Genomic DNA, 19,125 nt, shown 5'->3' on the forward strand with positions numbered 1-19,125 from the left:
CTTGTCAGTCCACGCGTACCGGCTGGCCAAAATTCTCCGACAGATCCGGCGGCAGGAAGTCGCTGTCCGGATCGTAGTCCGCCTTCAGATAGCGTTGCAGATCCTCCAGATCACCCGGGTTGAGTGTGCCGGCGGCCTGTTTCAGGCGCAGGCTGTCGAGGATGTAGTCATAGCGGGCGTTGTTGTAATCGCGCACGGCAGCGAACAGGCGGCGCTGAGCGTCGAGCACGTCGACGATATTGCGTGTACCTACCTGATAGCCGATGTCGGTAGCTTCCAAAGCACTCTGGCTGGAAATGATTGACTGCCGGCGCGCCTGCACCTGCTCTACATCGGTATTCACTGCGCGATGCAGATTACGGGTGGACTCGACCACCTGACGGCGCAGGCTTTCGCGCTGCTGCTCGGTTTGGGTCAATTGATGAAAGGCCTCGCGCCGCTGGGAGCTGGTCAGCCCGCCGCTGTATAGCGGAATGTTCAGCTGCAAGCCGATGCTGCGCTGTTCGACGTCGCCGGTGTAACGCGGCAGGCTGTAGCCCGGAATATCCATGGAGCCGGTATTGGAGAAGCCCAGGCTGTCGTTGTCGCCCCTGCTGTAGCGCGCCACCGCATCGACCGTCGGTGCATGGCCGGCTCGGCGCTGGCGCAGGGTTTCTTCGGCCGCGTTTACCGCCTGGTTGATCGCCAGCAGATCCAGGTTCTGCTGAGTGGCGGTGTTGACCCAGGCGCTGGCGTCGTTCGGGGTGGGCGGCAGCACTGGCAGGCTGTGCTCGACGCCTTCCAGCGCGAGGTATTCGCGATTGGTCAGCGTGAACAGTGCCTGAAAGGCATCGTCGACCTGGCGCTGGGCGATGAGTCGATTGGCCCGCGCGGTATCGAAACCTGCCTGGGCTTCGAGCACGTCGGTGCGATCGGAAAGGCCCACTTCGAAGCGTTCGTCGGCCTGGTCGAGCTGCCGCTTGAAGGCCGATTCCTCGGCTTTGGCGGCGGCGAGATTGTCTTGCGCGCGTAGGACTGCGAAGTACGCCTGAGCGGTCAGGCGGATCAGGTCCTGCTCGGCAATGGAGTATTCCAGCGCCGCCTGCTCGCTGATCGCTTCGGCCGCCTGCAACTGGAACCAGCGCTCGGCGCGGAAGATCGGTTGGCTCAGGGTGGCCTGATAGACGGTGCCACTACGCGACAGGGAGCGTGAGCCGATGTCGGTGTCGAGGTCGGTGCGGGTGTCGCTCATCTCCGCGCCCGCGCTGAGATTCGGCAGCAAGCCGGCACGTGCCTGCGGTACGACCTCCTGAGTCGCCTTGAACTGCGCGCGCGCCGCCGCGAGGTCGGCATTGTTCTCCACGGCTTGGCGATAAACGCTCACCAGATCGGTGCGATTGGAGAGCGGAGGCGCGGTCTCGGCCCAAACCAGCCCCGACGAGGCGGCCACGGCCAGTGCCAGCGTGAGTCTACGCAGCATGTGCGTCTTTCCCTGAAGCGGAGTGATGGGCAAGGCTATGCGCCGCCATGCAGCCGGTCAAGCGGGGTGGCGGCGCTTTCAGGTGCCTGTGGTGAGGCTTGGCGAGGCGTTGCAAATATGACCCGGCGGTCGCGACATTCGCGGATCGGCGTGGCTTTCCTCCGGACTCTTGATTAGACTCGGTCGCGTTCTTGTCGGGGTGCCTTGAAGCGAAGGCTGAGATCGGAAAGTTCCGGATCCCGTTGAACCTGATCAGGTTAAGGCCTGCGTAGGGAACAAGATGTGCTCGCCAGTTCTCCAGCGAGTCTCTCGGCGCCAATCCCGGCGCGCCCCGATGCCCTTTTCCCGCCGTGTTTTTCAGGTTCGCTCCGACAACTATCGAGGAGCCAGTCTGATGCGTGCAGAACAACAACATCTCAGTGAGTCCGCCCAGGTCGACCAGCAGTCGATCCAGCCTTTCCCGCGTTCGCAGAAAATCTACGTACAGGGCTCACGCCCGGACATTCGCGTGCCGATGCGCGAGATCAGTCTCGACGTGACGCCCACCGCCTTCGGTGGCGAGATCAATGCGCCGGTCACCGTCTACGATACGTCCGGTCCTTACACCGATCCTGATGTCACCATCGACGTACGCAAGGGCCTGGCCGATGTGCGCAGCGCCTGGATCGAGGATCGCGGCGATACCGAGAAACTGCCGGGGCTGAGCTCCGAATTCGGCCAGCGCCGCCTGGACGATGCCGAGCTGACTGCCATGCGCTTCGCCCACGTGCGCAACCCGCGCCGCGCCAAACCGGGCAGGAACGTCAGCCAGATGCACTATGCGCGTCAGGGCATCATCACGCCCGAGATGGAATTCATCGCCATCCGCGAGAACATGAAGCTGCAAGAACACCGCGCCGCCGGCCTGCTGGATCAGCAGCACGCGGGCCAGAGCTTCGGCGCCAGCATCCCCAAGGAAATCACGCCGGAATTCGTGCGTGACGAAGTGGCTCGCGGTCGCGCCATTATCCCCGCCAACATCAACCACACCGAGCTGGAGCCGATGATCATCGGCCGCAACTTCCTGGTGAAGATCAACGGCAACATCGGCAACTCGGCGCTGGGTTCATCGATTGAAGAAGAAGTCGCCAAGCTGACCTGGGGCATCCGCTGGGGCTCGGACACCGTGATGGACCTGTCTACCGGCAAGCACATCCACGAGACCCGCGAGTGGATCATCCGCAACTCGCCGGTCCCCATCGGTACTGTGCCGATCTACCAGGCGCTGGAGAAGGTCAATGGCGTCGCCGAGGACCTGACCTGGGAGCTGTTCCGCGACACCCTGATCGAACAGGCGGAGCAGGGCGTGGATTACTTCACCATCCACGCTGGCGTGCTGCTGCGTTACGTGCCGCTGACCGCCAAGCGCGTCACGGGCATCGTTTCGCGCGGCGGCTCGATCATGGCCAAGTGGTGCCTGGCGCATCACCAGGAAAACTTCCTCTACACCCACTTCGAAGACATCTGCGAAATCATGAAGGCCTACGACGTCAGCTTCTCGCTGGGCGACGGCCTGCGTCCGGGCTCCATCGCCGACGCCAACGATGCCGCCCAGTTCGGCGAGCTGGAAACCCTCGGCGAACTGACCAAGATCGCCTGGAAGCACGACGTGCAGTGCATGATTGAAGGCCCCGGCCACGTGCCCATGCACCTGATCAAGGAGAACATGGACAAGCAGCTCGAATGCTGTGACGAGGCGCCGTTCTATACCCTCGGCCCGCTGACCACTGACATCGCGCCAGGCTACGATCACATCACCAGCGGCATCGGCGCCGCCATGATCGGCTGGTTCGGCTGCGCCATGCTCTGCTACGTCACGCCCAAGGAGCACCTGGGCCTGCCGAACAAGGATGACGTCAAGACCGGCATCATCACCTACAAGATCGCCGCGCATGCCGCCGACCTCGCCAAGGGCCATCCTGGCGCGCAGATCCGCGACAATGCCCTGTCCAAGGCACGTTTCGAATTCCGCTGGGAAGATCAGTTCAACCTGGGCCTGGACCCGGACACTGCGCGTGCTTTCCATGACGAAACCCTGCCTAAGGATTCGGCCAAGGTCGCGCACTTCTGTTCCATGTGCGGGCCGAAGTTCTGCTCGATGAAGATTACCCAGGAAGTCCGCGAGTACGCCGCGGAGAATGGCCTGACCGACGAGCAGAAAGCCATCGAGGCCGGTTTTGCCGAACAGGCCGAGCGCTTCAAGGATGAGGGTTCGGTGATCTACAGGCAGGTTTAAAAGACGTAGAAAAGCGCTGAAGGCTGGAGGCCGGACGAAAGCGCAGTCGCGAGCTCGCTCGCGAACAGCATGAAAGCTCCGCGCAGTAAGGCTTCGCGAGCAAGCTCGCTCCTGCACGGCAACGATTTTTTTGCTTGCCTGGCTGGGTGAATTTACCCGCCAGGTCATCAACGATCCTTTGAGAATTCTATCCGTGAACACGCCTGGCCGTTATTCCCCTCATCAAAGCGTTGCCCCTGAACACCGTGTGTTCGGCGGTCGTGACATGTTTTCCTTGTGGTTTTCCCTGGGCGTCGGCCTGATGGTGCTGCAGCTGGGTGCCTTGCTAGCGCCGGGGCTGGGCATGAGCGGCGCGCTGCTGGCGATCGCATGCGGAAGCGCGGCCGGCGTGTTGCTGCTAGGCGCGGTCGCGGTGATTGGCACCGATACCGGCCTGTCATCAATGGCTGCGCTGAAGCTCACGTTGGGCAGCCGCGGTGCGGTGCTGCCGGCGTTGCTAAACCTCGTTCAGTTGGTCGGCTGGGGTGCGTTCGAAATTATCATCATGCGCGATGCGGCCAGCGTGCTGGCGACCCGCGCCTTTGGTGAAGGCAGCCTGCTGAACAGTCCCGCATTGTGGACCTTGTTCTTCGGCGGCCTTGCTACGCTGCTGGCCGTCACCGGTCCGCTGACCTTCGTACGCCGGATATTGCGCAAATGGGGCATCTGGTTGCTGCTCGGGGCCTGTGTCTGGCTGACCTGGAATCTGTTCGACAAGGCGGACCTGTCGGCACTCTGGGCTCGTCGGGGCGATGGTTCGATGCCGTTCGCGCTGGGCTTCGATATCGCCATCGCCATGCCGCTGTCCTGGTTGCCGCTGATTGCCGATTATTCCCGCTTCGGTCGCGCGGCCGTGCGTGTTTTCGGCGGTACCGCGTTGGGGTTCTTCGCCGGCAACTTCTGGTTGATGAGTCTCGGTGTCGCTTACACGCTGGTGTTCGCCGACGGTAGTGAAGTCAACGCATTGTTACTGGCGTTGGCCGGTGCGGGGCTGGGCATTCCGCTGTTGCTGATACTACTCGACGAGTCTGAAAACGCCTTCGCCGACATCCACTCGGCCGCGGTTTCGGTCGGCATCCTGCTCCCGCTCAAGGTCGAACACCTGGCGCTGACGATCGGCGCAATCTGCACGCTTATCGCCTGGCTCGCGCCGCTTGCCGAGTACCAGAATTTCCTGCTGTTGATCGGCTCGGTGTTCGCGCCGCTGTTCGGCGTCGTGCTGGTCGATCATTACATTCTTCGGCGCCGAGGTCGCTTGGCCGCTCCGGCTGCCGGCTTGCGCTGGGAAACCTTGTTGGCCTGGGGCTGTGGAGCGGCTACTTATCACGTGCTCGCCAGCGCCTGGCCGGAAATCGGTGCCAGCCTGCCGGCGCTGTTCCTCTCCGGCGGGCTGTTGCTGGTGCTGAGCCGTTTCGGTCGCGTTACGGCAGATATTGCGGTTTCAGAATCGCGCTGAGTTCGCTGTAAGGAATTTCCAGCTCAGGGTGGCCGCTCGAATAGGGCGCGATGCTGTAGACGTCGTATTTGAGCAGCACCTTGTCGCGCAGCAGAGCGACATTGGCGGTTCTCTGGAATGGCCACTGGCGAGAAAACTCGGCATCGTGCTCGTTCGCCAACAGCCACTGCTGATGCGCTTTTGCGGCGGCGCGCCAGAATGCACCTTCTTTGCCGGGAAGCAGAACGTCCGCCAGTTCCAGCGCGCGGTCCTGCTCCGGGTCATAGTTGATGAATCCGCGACCCGGCATGCCGTGAGCGCCTCCGGTGTACAGGTAGCTCGACAGCTCGACCACAAGCAGCGAGCCATGTTGTTCTCGCAGTTTGGCCTGCAAATAACTGCTCCAGCCGTGCTCCGCGTTACGCAGGAAATCATCCTGGTAGCGCTCCAGGGATGCCGGCATCTGTGCGTCCGGGCTATTGATCGTCATCCGCCGCAGCCGTTGGTCGATCAGGGCATTCAATGCCGGCTCATCGGCGAACAACTGGGTATCGATGTTGACCAGTGGGCAGCGATCGTCCTGCTCTGGACAACCGGCGGGGCGTTGTTCGCTGACGACCTGCCGCACCTCGACAGGCGGCTCGCCGCGAAAGTGCTGGCAGGCGCTGAGTAGCAGGCTGAGGACGAACAACGCGAAGACGTGGCGAAAAGGCTTCAATGGGCTCATGGCTCTTGTGTTGGCTGCAGTGCGGTTTCGAGTACCGGCGGGTTGTGAAGTTCGTAACTGGGCGTTTGGTAATTTTTCCGCGTGCGAGCGGTCTGCAAAGGGCTGCGCCTGAATAAACGGCGCGCTAGGATGACAACAGAGAGACCGCTCACGCCGTGACGGTTGCAGTCTTCCGGCGCCAGGCTGGCGCCGGACAATCCGATATGTGAGTGATTCATGACTGATATTTTCAAATCCGGTCCGGATGATGTCGAGATCGTCGAGCGAGAGCAATGCTTCAGCGGTTTCTATCGTCTGGACCGCCTCCAGTTGCGTCATCGCCTATTCAATGGCGACATGGGGCGGCAACTGGAGCGTGAGCTGTTCGTCCGTCACGATGCGGTCTGTGTGCTGCCGTACGATCCCCGTCGCGACGAGGTCGTGCTGATCGAGCAGTTCCGGGTCGGAGCGGTGGGCAAGGTCGATAATCCCTGGTTGATCGAGCTGGTCGCGGGTCTGATCGACAAGGACGAGCAGCCTGAAGAGGTGGCGCGTCGCGAAGCCATCGAAGAGGCAGGGTTGGAAGTGGCCGATTTGTGGCCGGTGACGACCTACTTCCCATCGCCTGGCGGCAGCACCGAGCGAGTGCACCTTTATTTGGGGCGTTGTGACAGTTCCAATGCCGGCGGGGTGTTCGGCCTGGACGAAGAAGGTGAGGATATCCGTGTGCATGTCTGGTCGTTGCAGCGTGCATTGCAGGCCGTGCGCGACGGTGGTATCGACAACGCCGCGAGCATCATTGCATTGCAGTGGCTGGCCCTGAATCGCGATGAAATCAGGGAGGCTTGGGCATGAGGCGAACACCTGAACGGTACCGCGTCGACCTGCTGGAATTGCAGGCGGCCTGCGAGGCGAATTACCTGCGGCTGATGCGGCTGCTGCCCGATATGCGCATCCAGCCCGATGTTCGTCGTATCGCCATGAGTCAGGGCGACCGGCTATTAGGCGTGCTGGCATTGAAAGTAGTGGAAAGCTGTCCCTACACCACGACCGTGCAGATCAGCCAGCAGGATTGCCTGCCGTGGCTGCCGGTGCCACAGATGGAGGTGCGGGTCTATCACGATGCGCGCATGGCTGAAGTCATCCGCGCCGAGAATGCTCGGCGGTTCCGGGGTATCTACAGCTATCCCAATGCGCAGATGCACCAGCCCGACGAGAAAAATCAGCTCAACCTGTTCCTCGGCGAATGGCTTAGGCACTGCCTGGCTTGCGGTCATGAGCTGGAGCCGGTGCTCTGATAACCGCTGCAAGCCGCAAGCTCCAAGGAAGGACAGCTTGATAACGCCTGGGCGCCAGCCCCGGCACTGATTCGCTGGCAGCTTCCAGCTTCTGTGATGCATGCCCGCATCGCGCGGTTTACCCCCGCAACCGCCAGCCACCATAATTCTGCTGCGATTTCGCCAAAGGAGACGGGTCTTGGCTGCGCCCCTCATTGAAAAAGACTCGGTGCTGCTGGTGCAGTTGACCGACAGTCATCTGTTCGCCGAGGCGGGCGGCAAACTGCTGGGCATGGATACGGGCGAAAGTCTGCAGCGCGTGGTCGATCGGGTGCTGGCCGAGCAGCCCCGCGTCGACCTGATTCTGGCGACCGGCGATCTGTCTCAGGATGGTTCGCTTGCGTCCTATCAGCGTTTCCGCCAGCTGTCCGAGCGTATCGATGCGCCGGCACGCTGGTGTCCGGGCAATCATGACGAGCTGCCAGCCATGCAGGAGGCCACTCGTGGCAGTGAGATGATGGCGCCCGTGCTGGATATCGGTGCGTGGCGGGTCATCATGCTCGATACGCTGGTGCCGGGTTCGGTATTCGGCATGCTTCGCGATGATCAACTGGAATTGCTCGAACGGACCCTGCAGGACGCACCGCAGCGTCATCATCTCGTCTGTTTGCATCATCATCCGGTCACCATCGGCAGCCGTTGGATGGACAGCATCGGGCTGCGTAACCGCGACGCACTATTTGCAGTGCTCGACCGCTTCCCTTGTGTTCAGGCTGTGCTCTGGGGGCACATTCACCAGGAGTTCGACGACCAGCGCGGCGATATCAGGCTCCTGGCAACGCCGTCGACGGGCGTGCAGTTCGCCCCGGGCAGTGAGGAATTCCAGGTCGATACGCTTGCACCGGGTTATCGCTGGTTGCGTCTCCATGATGATGGACGTCTGGAAACAGGCGTCTCCCGAGTGGTCGGCATGACCTTCAAGGTAGATCACAGCATTAAAGGCTATTGAGTCAGCTACGAACCACGAGCTTCAAGCAAGAGCCAACCCAAAAGGCTTGAGCGGCGCGCGGGCGTAAGCCCCGATACTGATTCGCTAGCGGCTTGCAGCCAGCGCGTCTCGCCTAGTAGCCTTTCCGTCTTTTGCCAGCCCAGCGAACCAGCATGACCCGCACGCAACCCGCCATCCTCTATATGCACGGCCTCAACAGCTCCCCGCTGTCGCAAAAGGCCAGCCAATTAACCGCGGCGCTGGAGCGCATTGGCATGAGTGCATGGCTGCGAGTGCCGGCATTGCATCATCATCCGCGCCAGGCCATCGCCCAGCTGGAGGCGGCAATCGCCGAGCTGGGACGCCCCGTGCTGGTCGGCAGCTCCCTCGGCGGATACTATGCAACGCACCTCGCCGAGCGCCACGGGCTTAAGGCGCTGCTGATCAATCCGGCCGTGACGCCGCACCGTCGCTTCGATGGTTACCTCGGGCCGCAGACCAATCTCTACACGGGCGAAGTCTGGGATCTGACCGAAGACCATGTCGTTGCCTTGGCCGGGCTGGAAGTACCGCCGCCACAGGATGCCGAGCGCTATCAGGTCTGGCTGCAGACGGGCGATGAGACGCTGGATTACCGCCACGCGGCGGATTTCTACAAGGGCTGCGCGCTACGCATCCAGGCCGGCGGCGATCACGGTTTCCAGGGGTTCGCTAAGCGAATTCCCGCGTTGCTGGCCTTCGCCGGCTTCGATCCGGGCATCTTTGCAGAGCTCGATTTCTCCGAATCATAAGGACATCAAGAGACGCACATGTCTTATACCGCCGAAGCCATTGAAGTCCTCTCCGGCCTGGATCCGGTGCGCAAGCGTCCGGGCATGTACACCGACACCTCGCGGCCCAACCATCTGGCCCAGGAAGTCATCGACAACAGCGTCGACGAGGCGCTGGCGGGCCATGCCAGCTCCGTGCAGGTGATTCTGCATCAGGACAATTCCCTTCAGGTGATCGACGACGGTCGTGGAATGCCGGTGGATATACATCCCGAAGAAGGTGTCTCGGGCGTCGAGCTGATCCTCACCAAGTTGCATGCCGGCGGCAAATTTTCGAATAAGAATTACCAGTTCTCCGGCGGCCTGCATGGGGTCGGTATCTCCGTGGTCAACGCGTTGTCGACGCGGGTGGAAGTGACGGTCAAGCGCGACGGCAACGAATATCGCATGGCCTTTGTCGACGGTTTCAAAGCCAGCGAACTGGATGTCATCGGTACGGTTGGTAAGCGCAACACCGGCACTAGCGTGCATTTCTGGGCGGACCCGAAGTATTTCGACTCGGCGAAATTTTCGATCAGCCGGCTCAAGCACGTACTCAAGGCGAAAGCCGTGCTCTGTCCTGGGCTGAACGTCAGTTTCGAGGACAAGAACACCGGCGAGAAAGTCGTATGGCATTACGAGGATGGGCTGCGTTCGTACCTGACCGATGCCGTCAGCGAGTTCGCCCGTCTGCCTGATGAGCCGTTTTGCGGCAGCCTGGCCGGTAACAAGGAGGCGGTCGACTGGGCACTGTTGTGGCTGCCGGAGGGTGGCGATAATGTCCAGGAAAGTTACGTCAATCTGATCCCGACGGCGCAGGGCGGCACTCACGTCAATGGCCTGCGCCAGGGGTTGCTGGACGCCATGCGCGAGTTCTGCGAGTTTCGCAGTCTGCTGCCGCGTGGCGTCAAGCTGGCGCCGGAGGACGTGTGGGAGCGGATTGCCTTCGTGCTCTCGACGAAAATGCAGGAACCGCAGTTTTCCGGCCAGACCAAGGAGCGCCTGTCATCCCGCGAGGCGGCGGCATTCGTTTCCGGCGTGGTCAAGGATGCCTTCAGCCTGTGGCTCAACGCTCACCCTGAACTGGGCCTGCAGCTGGCCGAGCTGGCCATCAGCAATGCCGGGCGCCGACTCAAGGCCAGCAAAAAAGTCGAACGCAAGCGCATTACCCAAGGGCCGGCACTGCCTGGCAAATTGGCCGACTGCGCCGGACAGGACCCGGCGCGCTCCGAGCTGTTTCTGGTCGAGGGAGATTCGGCCGGCGGCTCCGCCAAGCAGGCGCGGGACAAGGAATTCCAGGCGATCCTGCCGTTGCGCGGCAAGATCCTCAATACCTGGGAAGTGGACGGCGGCGAGGTGCTCGCCAGTCAGGAAGTGCACCACATTGCCGTCGCCATCGGGCTAGACCCGGGCTCGTCCGATTTGTCGCAACTGCGTTACGGCAAGATCTGCATTCTGGCCGATGCCGACTCGGATGGCCTGCACATCGCCACGTTGCTCTGCGCGCTGTTCGTCCAGCATTTCCGTCCGTTGGTAGAGGCCGGGCATGTCTATGTCGCCATGCCGCCGCTTTACCGCATCGATCTGGGCAAGGATATTTTCTATGCCCTGGACGAGGCCGAGCGCGATGGCATCCTCGACCGTCTGACGGCAGAGAAGCGCCGCGGCAAGCCGCAGGTCACCCGCTTCAAGGGCCTCGGCGAAATGAATCCACCGCAGCTGCGCGAAACCACCATGGATCCGAACACGCGCCGGCTGGTGCAGCTGACGCTCGATGATTTCAACGGTACACGTGAAATGATGGACATGCTGCTGGCCAAGAAGCGCGCGGGCGATCGCAAGAGCTGGCTCGAATCCAAGGGCAACCTTGCCGAGGTGCTGATTTGAACAAGCGCTGGATGGCTCTGTTGTTTGCGCTGACGACACCAGCCTGGGCCGTCGCCGCCGCTCCCGAACTGTCGCTGATCAGCGAGCACCCTGTCGAAGGGATCGCTCAAGGCAACTTGTCCGGGCTGGCCTGGTGCGGCGATGGGCTGTGGGCAGTATCGGATCGTGAGGACAACGTCCTGTATCGCCTTGATGCCAGTGATACCGTCTGGCGTGCGGAAGCCGAGCGCTTTGAGTTGCCGCCCGTGCCGAATACCGGTTTGTCATGGGGGGTGCGCATGCGTGCCGCCGTTACCGGCCTGTTGCGCGGTGGCGAAATGGATTTCGAGGGCCTGAGTTGCGACCGTCTGGGTAACCGCTATCTGGTTAGCGAAGCGCACGCCGCTGTGCTGCGTGTCAGTCCGGCAGGCACCGCCGAGTGGCTTAACCTGCCCGCCGGTGTCGTTCGTCAGGCGCGCGCGAGTGGAATGCTGCTCCAATTCAACGCCATGTTCGAGGGTGTCGCTGTCGATCCGGACGCCAATCGCCTGTGGCTGGCGGCCGAGCACAGTCGCCGTGGCCTGCTGGTGATGCATCGCAAGCAGAGCGTCTGGGAGTGTACCGGCGGCTGCGTATTGCTGGCCGAAGGAGGGCGCGAGTCACCGCCGCCAGCGATGAACGAAACCGATCAGCCGCGAAGGTTCTCCGGCCTCGCTTTCCACGCGGACAAGTTGTTCACCCTGGAACCTGTCCCCCACCAGATCTGTCGGCGCAAGCCTGCGACTGGCGATAGCGAGGCGTGCTGGTCCTATGCCGCTACGGCATTGGCAGACTCCCGTCGCTATGACACACCGTTCGGCAATGCCGAGGCCCTATCGATAGATGCCGAAGGCGCCTGGATCGGCGTCGACAATAATCAGCTTACGCGCGCCGATGGCGAAAAGCGTCCCATCGTTTGGCGCTTCGCCGCGCCCAAAGGCGGCTGGGGTGCCAAGCAGTGACACAGCCTGCCGGTCGTCGCGCCGGCCGCGTCATGCTGGTCCTGGCGTGGGGTGCGGCTCTGTTGCTGGCCACTCGTTTTTTTGCCGACTGGGAACAAAGTCGCTTCAACCCCAACCGCGAGCCTGTTTCCGTCGTGCAGGGCGACCAGATCGAGGTTCACTTGGAGAGCAATATCCAGGGCCACTTCGTCGCTGATGGGCTGATCAATGGCCAGCCGGTGACCTTCCTGCTGGATACCGGCGCCACCGACGTTGCCATACCGGCAGAACTGGCCGAAGCGCTGGATCTCGCGCGCGGCGCGCCGGTGCGGTTGCAGACAGCCAACGGTCAAACCACTGGCTATCGCACGGTGCTCGACAGCCTTGCACTTGGCGATATCGTTCTGCAGGACGTGCGTGCGCTCATCGCGCCAGGCTTCGGCGGCGAGCAGGTGCTGCTCGGCATGAGCGCCTTGAAACAACTCGAATTCACCCAGCGCGCCGGCACTCTGGTGCTGCGCCAACACGCCACGGATCGACCATGAGCCCACTCATGCAGGCGACAGTACCGGTACTGGCCTCGCTGGACCTAGATGAAAGCCGGGCCTTCTACAGCTCCTTCCTCGGCTTTCGCACGCTGCTGCAAGCCGCTGATTACCTGATTCTGGAACGCGACGGGTCCGAACTGCACTTCTGGCTCTGCGCCGAGCGGCACCTGGCGGAAAATACCTCCTGCTACGTGCGTACCGGCGATTGCCAGGCGTTGTATGAAGAGTTCAGCCAGCGCGGCCTGGCCTTGAAGGCCCCGGTGCTGCGGCCCTGGGGCATGAAAGAACTGTACGTTATCGACATCCACGGCAACCTGCTCAAGTTCGGCGAGACAGCCGTGAGTCATCCAACTTTTTCTGAAGAAAACTGCTGATGAGCGAAACTATCGACCTGAGCCTGGATGGCGTGGAGCGGCGCTCCCTCGCCGATTTTACCGAGCAGGCCTACCTCAGCTACTCCATGTACGTGATCATGGATCGCGCGCTGCCGCATATCGGCGATGGCTTGAAGCCGGTGCAGCGGCGCATCGTCTATGCCATGAGCGAGCTGGGACTGAACGCCGATTCGAAACACAAGAAGTCGGCGCGTACCGTCGGCGACGTACTCGGCAAGTTCCACCCCCATGGGGATTCGGCCTGCTACGAAGCCATGGTGCTGATGGCGCAGCCGTTCAGCTATCGCTACACGCTGGTCGATGGCCAGGGCAACTGGGGTGCGCCCGACGATCCGAAGTCGTTCGCCGCCATGCGCTACACCGAGGCACGCTTGTCGCGCTATTCCGAGGTGCTGTTGTCCGAGCTTGGGCAGGGCACCGTCGACTGGGTGCCGAACTTCGACGGCACACTCGACGAGCCGGCGACCCTGCCGGCGCGCCTGCCCAACCTGCTGCTCAATGGCACGACGGGCATCGCAGTGGGCATGGCCACCGACGTGCCGCCGCACAATCTGCGCGAAGTCGCCGCGGCCTGTGTGCGCCTGCTCGACGAGCCCGGCGCCACGGTCGAACAGCTCTGCGAACACGTTCAGGGACCGGATTATCCGACCGAGGCGGAAATCGTCACGCCGCGTGCGGACCTGTTGAAGATCTACGAAACCGGGCGCGGTTCGGTGCGCATGCGCGCCGTGTACCGGGTCGAGGATGGCGACATCGTCGTCACCTCGTTGCCGCATCAGGTATCCGGCGCCAAGGTGCTGGAGCAGATCGCCACACAGATGCAGGCCAAGAAGCTGCCCATGGTCGCCGATCTGCGTGACGAATCGGATCACGAGAACCCGTGCCGAATCGTCATCATCCCGCGCTCCAACCGGGTCGATGCCGATGAACTGATGCAGCACCTGTTCGCCACCACCGAGCTGGAGTCCAGCTATCGGGTCAACACCAACGTCATCGGTCTCGATGGCCGGCCGCAGGTCAAAAACCTCAAGACGCTGCTGTCCGAGTGGCTGACCTACCGCATCGGCACCGTTCGCCGCCGTTTGCAGTTCCGGTTGGACAAAGTCGAGAAACGCCTGCATCTGTTGGAAGGCTTGCTGGTTGCCTTCCTCAACCTCGACGAGGTGATTCACATCATCCGCACCGAGGACCAGCCCAAGCCGGTGCTGATGGCGCGCTTCGAGCTGTCCGAACTGCAGGCTGACTACATTCTCGACACCCGGCTGCGCCAATTGGCACGGTTGGAAGAAATGAAGATTCGCGGCGAGCAGGATGAACTGGCCAAGGAACGCGACAAGCTGCTGGCGCTGCTCGGCAGTGAGACCAAGCTGAAGAAGCTGGTGCGCAAGGAACTGCTGGAAGACGCCGAAACCTACGGCGACGACCGCCGTTCGCCCATCGTGGCGCGGGCCGAGGCCAGGGCGCTGTCGGAAAACGAACTGCTGCCGTCCGAGCCGATCACCGTGGTGATTTCCGAGAAGGGCTGGGCGCGTTGCGCCAAGGGCCACGATATCGACGCGACCGGGCTGTCGTACAAGGCCGGCGATGGCTTCCGGGCCGCCTCCGCCGGTCGCTCCAATCAATATGCTGTATTCATCGACTCCACTGGCCGTAGCTATTCGCTGGCAGCGCACTCGCTGCCGTCGGCGCGGGGTCAGGGCGAGCCGCTCACTGGCCGCCTGACGCCACCGCCAGGTGCCAGTTTCGAATGCGTGCTGTTGCCGGATGACGAGGCGTTGTACGTGATCGCCTCGGATGCCGGTTACGGCTTCGTGGTCAAAGGCGAGGATCTGCAGGCCAAGAACAAGGCGGGTAAGGCGCTGCTATCCTTGCCGGCCGGCGCGCGTGTCGTCGCGCCGCGTCCGCTGAAGAGCCGAGATCAGGATTGGCTGGCGGCCGTCACCACCGAGGGGCGGTTGTTGGTGTTCCCGGTCCGCGATCTGCCGCAGCTGGGCAAGGGCAAAGGCAACAAGATCGTCAGCATTCCTGGCGATCGCGTCGCCAGTCGCGATGAATACCTGACCGATCTTGCCGTGCTGCCCGAGGGAGCGACGCTGATACTGCAGGCCGGCAAGCGTACCTTGTCGCTCAAGGCCGATGACCTCGAGCACTACAAGGGCGAGCGCGGACGGCGCGGAAACAAGCTGCCGCGTGGCTTCCAGCGTGTGGACTCGTTGCAGGTCGAGGCGTGAACCGAGGCCTGCAGTCGCGAGAGGCTGGCGTCCAATGGCTGTTTCACGGAAGATAGCGGCCTCCCAAATTCATCCTTCTCGATGCGTTGCAATCGACGCTCGCATCGAGAGCCGAAGATAATCGGCACTGGGCCAACCAATGACGGCAGAGCGTAATGTCTGCAGGCGGTCAGGCCGGTGCAAGGAAAGACGAACGTGCGGCGTTTCACAACTGTATTGCTGCTGGCCTGCGCCAGCCTCACCGGCTGCGTCATTCAACCTGTACCCATGTATCGCCTCGACAACGGCGTCGTCGAATTGCCGACAAAGGACGACGGTGCTGCAGTGATGCTTGGGCCGGTGGTGTTGGCCGATTATCTGCAGCGCGATGTGCTGTTGCAGCGTCTGCCCGACGGCAGCCTGGCGAACGAAGGGCAGCGGGCGCGCTGGGCCGGTAGCCTGAAGGGCGATGTCGATCAACTGCTGTTGCGCCAACTGGCCTCGCAACTGAAGACCCAGCGCCTGGAGCTGAGCCCGGGAAGCAAGGGCTTCACGCCCGACGTACAGGTCGAAGTGAGCATTACGCGGCTGGACTCCGGCCCGCAGCATCCCGCCGTGCTGGAAGCTCAGTGGCGCCTGCTGGACAAACAGGGCAAGCGGCAATCCAGCCGTCTGGTGCGGTTGCAGGAAGAGCATCAGGGCAGCACGACCGATCAGGTGCGCGCGCAGAGCCTGCTGTTGCAGCGGCTGAGCGAAATGATGGCGAACGCTATCGAGCCGGCTGTCGTTGCCCAAACGCGTGTAAAGCGCGAAATCAAAACGCCGCGCAAGGCGGAGCCTTCTCCACCGGCAATCCCTGCGGCCGAGCCGATCAGGACCGATCTGGAAGTGTTTCGCTTCTGAGGTCCGAGGGCGCGACGTTCGGGCTTCCATCGATGGATTACGCCTTCGGCTAATCCATCCTGCGTCCGGTCAGCTGTTCGTCGGGCCGTTGGTGGGTCGGTGGCCGAATGAATTCGGCCCTACGGGTTCATGTCGTTGAGTGAATCCTGTGTCTGTAGGGCGCGCTTGGCGGATTTCACCCGCCCTACAAATCTTGATTTCGCGTCAGCTACCGCGATTGCGCAACTCGTGCATGCGCGCGAGCTGACGCTCGAGCAGGGAGGGATAGGGTTCGAGCAGGCGCTCGACGCAGCAGGCGCCCTCCGGGCTGGCGATCGGGCGGATGCGTGCGCGTTGCCGGATCAGGTTATCTTCACCGATACCGCGCTCGACCAGCAGCAGGTTACGGCTGTGCTGCGACATGGCCAGCGCTGCTTGTGCCGGCTCGCTGAGCAGCAAGTCGCCCTGGCTGAGGTCGTAGAGACCTTCGCCCTGGGTCAGGCCCAGCTGCAATTGCAGGGTGATGCCGCTGTCGGCGACTTCGATCTGCAGCGCATGTCCGAGCGCACGCATCAGCTCACCGCAGCACAGCGCGTGGGTCAGGTAGTTCTGCTCGTCGTCCTGGCTATGGAACAACATCAGGCTGCTGCCATCGTTGAGCGTATGCAGCTCGGCCTGATAGAGGGTCGCTGCCTGCTGCAGGCAGTCCCGGTAGCGCTGCAGCAATTCGGTAAGCCGCGCGCGCGGCAGGCGGCGAAGTTGCTCCTGAGCGCCGAGCTGAATCGCCAGTACGCCGCTTTTTGTCGCCGCGACTGGCGCTGCGGGTAAGGCTATTACAGGTGCGCGAGTCGGGGTAGATACCGGTTCTGGCTTGGTTTCTTCCAGCGGCGGGTCGTCATGGAAGGGATCGAAGTCATCGGCTTCGATGGGCGCGTCTGGCCGGTAGTCGTCAGCGCGCGGGTAGTCATCCTCATCTTCGAGACGATCGTCCTCGAGATGCTCGTGGTCTGCATCAGTGGTCACCACCGGCAGGTCGATATGCGCCGAGTAGATATCCTGCATGCTGTCGCCCAGCTCGATCTCCGGCTCGGGCTCTTCTGGCACCAGGCGGGCCTGCAGTTGCCGCGCGAGATCACCGATCTCATCCTGCCGACCCGCACCGGGGGCAGGATCGTCCGGGTCGCGCAGCCATAGGCGCAGCTGCATCAGAGGCAGCGAGAGTTGCCGGCCCAGGCGCATGCTGAGCATCAGGGTCAGCGCCAGAAGGATCAGGCTGAGCAGGCCCATGCTCTGCAGGCTGATGGTCATCGGCTGCTGAAGCTGGCGCATGTCGAGGCTGATGCGCAGATGCCCGGCAATCACTTCCTGGAAGCTGATGGGAGTGGAATAAAGACCTTCCTCGTCGCCCAGCAGGTTTCTCGGCGGGCGTGTTCCCGATTCCGCCAAGATTCGGTTGTCGACGCTGTAAACCGCTGCGTGCGCCACCAGCGGGTTCTTCACCAGGTTACTCAACAGCACGTTGAGGCTGAGGATGTCATTGGCCACCAGCAGATCGGTCGCTGAGGCGGCTGTCTGGGTGATCAGGCTCTGACCCAGCGCATCGGTATGCTGCTCCATGGCGTGCTTGAACTGCATGCCCATGACCCAGGCATACATGATCAGCGCCAGGGCGACCAGCAGCAGCGTGTGACTGGCTATCCGCAGCACCAGCGGGACGCGCCGCTGGCGTAATGCACGATAGATCAGCAAAAAGAAATTGTCGGGTTTGACGGATGCGGGCCGGTTCACAGAGCGCGGCTCTACTCTTAAGGAAAGTGCCGCGCAGTATACGGAAAGCGCACTGGCGGCTGAAGGTCCCTCGGTCAAAGCAGACGAATTGCAGAGTGCCGCCGTCGACTCGTGGCAGGTGGCCGTCCAGCGTGGTGCGCCGCGGTGGGCCGGCTGTTGTAGAATGCCCGCCTTCTTTGCCATAGGAGTTGCGCCTTGCGCGAAATCGTCCTGATCAACATCACCGGGGAAGATCGCCCCGGGCTGACCGCGGCCATTACCGGCGTGCTCGCCCAGGGGGGCGTGAATATCCTCGATATCGGTCAGGCCGTGATTCACGACACCCTGTCGTTCGGCATCCTGGTCGAGATCCCGGATACCGAAGGCGCTTCTTCGGTGCTCAAGGACGTGCTGTTCATGGGCTACAAGCATGATCAGCAGGTGCGCTTCACCCCGGTTGCTGAGGAGGACTACCAGCAGTGGGTCGCTGGCCAAGGAAAGCCTCGGCACATCGTCACGCTATTGACTCGCAAGGTCACCGCAGAACAGTTGCAGCGAGTCAGCTCGATCACTGCCAAGTATGGCCTCAACATCGATCACATCGACCGTCTCTCCGGTCGCCAGCCATTAGATATGCCAGAGGAGCTCGGTAAGGGTTGCATCGAGTTCTCGGTGCGCGGCGAGCCCGCTGATACGGCGGCGCTGCGTGCGGAGTTTCTTAGCGTGGCGCAGGAGCTGAACGTCGATATCGCCTTTCAGCGCGACTCGGTGTTCCGACGCAATCGCCGGCTGGCGGTGTTCGACATGGACTCGACGCTGATCGAGGCGGAAGTGATCGACGAGCTGGCCAAGGTGGCCGGCGTCGGCGATCAAGTGGCGGAGATTACCGAGCGTGCGATGCGCGGCGAACTGGACTTCCGCGCCAGTTTCAAGGAGCGCCTGGCGCTGCTCGAAGGCCTGGAAGAGTGCGCGCTAGCTGAGGTCGGTGCCAGCTTGCGGCTTACCGAGGGCGCCGAACTGCTGTTTGCCGAGCTGAAGCGGCTGGGCTACAAGACCGCGATCCTGTCCGGTGGCTTCACCTATTTCGCGCGCCAGCTGCAAACTAGGCTCGGCATCGACTACGTGTACGCCAACGAACTCGAGATCGTCGACGGCAAACTCACTGGCATCGCCCAGGAGCCCATCGTCGACGCTCAGCGCAAGGCCGATTTACTACGCGAGCTCGCCGAGCGGGAAGGCTTGCGCCTGGAACAAACCATCGCCGTCGGCGACGGCGCCAACGATCTGCCCATGCTCGGATTAGCCGGGCTGGGTGTGGCGTTCCGGGCAAAACCCTTGGTCAAGCAGTCGGCCAAGCAGGCGATTTCAACCCTGGGGCTGGACGGGATTCTTTACCTGCTGGGGTTCAGGGACCGGGAAGGGACGGAGTAAAGGCAGCTGGAAGCCTGAAGCTAGAATAGGTAGTTGGGCGGCTTGACTGATTACTGAC

At 62.4% G+C, this 19,125-nt stretch carries 16 protein-coding genes and 1 riboswitch; of the genes, 13 read left to right on the plus strand and 3 right to left on the minus strand.

The genetic code is table 11. The annotated features are described in order from the left end of the window. Positions 1–4: 4 nt before the first annotated feature. A complete protein-coding gene (locus NA645_RS03210) occupies positions 5–1,459 on the minus strand; it encodes a TolC family outer membrane protein (RefSeq protein ID WP_256047486.1) in 1,455 nt (484 codons plus the stop codon). A gap of 185 nt (positions 1,460–1,644) precedes the next feature. Further along, positions 1,645–1,751: riboswitch (TPP riboswitch) on the plus strand. A gap of 102 nt (positions 1,752–1,853) precedes the next feature. On the opposite strand from NA645_RS03210, the gene thiC reads away from it, so the two are divergent. Beyond that, entirely contained in the window at positions 1,854–3,734 is a 1,881-nt protein-coding gene (gene thiC / locus NA645_RS03215) for a phosphomethylpyrimidine synthase ThiC (protein WP_272891947.1), read from the plus strand. Between the two features lie 193 nt (positions 3,735–3,927). After that, positions 3,928–5,229 (plus strand): putative hydroxymethylpyrimidine transporter CytX, encoded by a 1,302-nt coding sequence (gene cytX / locus NA645_RS03220; RefSeq protein WP_423836556.1) that lies wholly within the window; start codon positions 3,928–3,930, stop codon positions 5,227–5,229. Here cytX and NA645_RS03225 read toward each other — a convergent pair. Continuing rightward, positions 5,195–5,935 (minus strand): RsiV family protein, encoded by a 741-nt coding sequence (locus NA645_RS03225; protein ID WP_256047487.1) that lies wholly within the window; start codon positions 5,933–5,935, stop codon positions 5,195–5,197. The two genes, cytX and NA645_RS03225, sit on opposite strands and share 35 nt — an antisense overlap. 216 nt (positions 5,936–6,151) lie before the next feature. Here NA645_RS03225 and nudF point away from each other — a divergent pair, with 216 nt between their 5' ends. From nudF to NA645_RS03275, 10 genes are all read left to right on the plus strand, one after another. Continuing rightward, positions 6,152–6,769, plus strand: coding sequence for an ADP-ribose diphosphatase (gene nudF / locus NA645_RS03230; protein WP_256047488.1), 618 nt, complete (start codon positions 6,152–6,154; stop codon positions 6,767–6,769). Next, positions 6,766–7,212 carry a DUF1249 domain-containing protein gene (locus tag NA645_RS03235; protein ID WP_256047489.1) on the plus strand — a complete coding sequence of 149 codons (447 nt, stop codon included), beginning with the start codon at positions 6,766–6,768 and terminating at the stop codon, positions 7,210–7,212. The genes nudF and NA645_RS03235 overlap by 4 nt, the downstream gene beginning before the upstream one ends. Before the next feature lie 178 nt (positions 7,213–7,390). Further along, on the plus strand, positions 7,391–8,200 hold the full coding sequence (gene cpdA / locus NA645_RS03240; protein ID WP_256047490.1) for a 3',5'-cyclic-AMP phosphodiesterase: 810 nt from the start codon (positions 7,391–7,393) through the stop codon (positions 8,198–8,200). 152 nt (positions 8,201–8,352) lie between these two features. After that, positions 8,353–8,970 carry a YqiA/YcfP family alpha/beta fold hydrolase gene (locus tag NA645_RS03245; protein WP_256047491.1) on the plus strand — a complete coding sequence of 206 codons (618 nt, stop codon included), beginning with the start codon at positions 8,353–8,355 and terminating at the stop codon, positions 8,968–8,970. Between the two features lie 18 nt (positions 8,971–8,988). Beyond that, the gene (gene parE, locus NA645_RS03250) at positions 8,989–10,875 is read left to right on the plus strand and encodes a DNA topoisomerase IV subunit B (protein ID WP_256047492.1); all 1,887 of its coding nucleotides are present in this window, start codon (positions 8,989–8,991) and stop codon (positions 10,873–10,875) included. Next, the gene (locus tag NA645_RS03255; RefSeq protein WP_256047493.1) at positions 10,872–11,855 is read left to right on the plus strand and encodes an esterase-like activity of phytase family protein; all 984 of its coding nucleotides are present in this window, start codon (positions 10,872–10,874) and stop codon (positions 11,853–11,855) included. Before parE ends, NA645_RS03255 begins: the two co-directional genes overlap by 4 nt. Further along, positions 11,852–12,379, plus strand: a complete 528-nt coding sequence (locus tag NA645_RS03260; protein ID WP_256047494.1) for a retropepsin-like aspartic protease family protein — start codon at positions 11,852–11,854, stop codon at positions 12,377–12,379. The genes NA645_RS03255 and NA645_RS03260 overlap by 4 nt, the downstream gene beginning before the upstream one ends. Beyond that, positions 12,376–12,756: a bleomycin resistance protein gene (locus NA645_RS03265; RefSeq protein WP_256047495.1), complete on the plus strand. Its 381-nt coding sequence runs from the start codon at positions 12,376–12,378 to the stop codon at positions 12,754–12,756. Before NA645_RS03260 ends, NA645_RS03265 begins: the two co-directional genes overlap by 4 nt. Next, positions 12,756–15,008, plus strand: coding sequence for a DNA topoisomerase IV subunit A (gene parC, locus NA645_RS03270; protein ID WP_256047496.1), 2,253 nt, complete (start codon positions 12,756–12,758; stop codon positions 15,006–15,008). The genes NA645_RS03265 and parC overlap by 1 nt, the downstream gene beginning before the upstream one ends. Positions 15,009–15,203: 195 nt before the next feature. Continuing rightward, positions 15,204–15,890: a PqiC family protein gene (locus NA645_RS03275; protein WP_256047497.1), complete on the plus strand. Its 687-nt coding sequence runs from the start codon at positions 15,204–15,206 to the stop codon at positions 15,888–15,890. Between the two features lie 204 nt (positions 15,891–16,094). On the opposite strand, the gene NA645_RS03280 is transcribed toward NA645_RS03275, so the two are convergent. Then, positions 16,095–17,657, minus strand: a complete 1,563-nt coding sequence (locus tag NA645_RS03280; protein WP_256047498.1) for an AhpA/YtjB family protein — start codon at positions 17,655–17,657, stop codon at positions 16,095–16,097. Between the two features lie 195 nt (positions 17,658–17,852). Here NA645_RS03280 and serB point away from each other — a divergent pair, with 195 nt between their 5' ends. Beyond that, positions 17,853–19,067: a phosphoserine phosphatase SerB gene (serB, locus tag NA645_RS03285; protein ID WP_256047499.1), complete on the plus strand. Its 1,215-nt coding sequence runs from the start codon at positions 17,853–17,855 to the stop codon at positions 19,065–19,067. Positions 19,068–19,125 lie beyond the last annotated feature (58 nt).

Source organism: Stutzerimonas stutzeri (genome assembly GCF_024448955.1).
Lineage (GTDB): Bacteria > Pseudomonadota > Gammaproteobacteria > Pseudomonadales > Pseudomonadaceae > Stutzerimonas > Stutzerimonas stutzeri_AQ.

Excerpts from the sequence above, each read along its gene's own strand:
- NA645_RS03235 (WP_256047489.1), top strand. The coding sequence starts at position 6,766 with ATGAGGCGAACACCTGAACGGTACCGCGTCGACCTGCTGGAATTGCAG.
- parE (WP_256047492.1), top strand. The coding sequence starts at position 8,989 with ATGTCTTATACCGCCGAAGCCATTGAAGTCCTCTCCGGCCTGGATCCG.
- NA645_RS03265 (WP_256047495.1), top strand. The coding sequence starts at position 12,376 with ATGAGCCCACTCATGCAGGCGACAGTACCGGTACTGGCCTCGCTGGAC.
- NA645_RS03245 (WP_256047491.1), top strand. The coding sequence starts at position 8,353 with ATGACCCGCACGCAACCCGCCATCCTCTATATGCACGGCCTCAACAGC.
- nudF (WP_256047488.1), top strand. The coding sequence starts at position 6,152 with ATGACTGATATTTTCAAATCCGGTCCGGATGATGTCGAGATCGTCGAG.
- NA645_RS03225 (WP_256047487.1), bottom strand. The coding sequence starts at position 5,935 with ATGAGCCCATTGAAGCCTTTTCGCCACGTCTTCGCGTTGTTCGTCCTC.
- thiC (WP_272891947.1), top strand. The coding sequence starts at position 1,854 with ATGCGTGCAGAACAACAACATCTCAGTGAGTCCGCCCAGGTCGACCAG.
- NA645_RS03210 (WP_256047486.1), bottom strand. The coding sequence starts at position 1,459 with ATGCTGCGTAGACTCACGCTGGCACTGGCCGTGGCCGCCTCGTCGGGG.
- parC (WP_256047496.1), top strand. The coding sequence starts at position 12,756 with ATGAGCGAAACTATCGACCTGAGCCTGGATGGCGTGGAGCGGCGCTCC.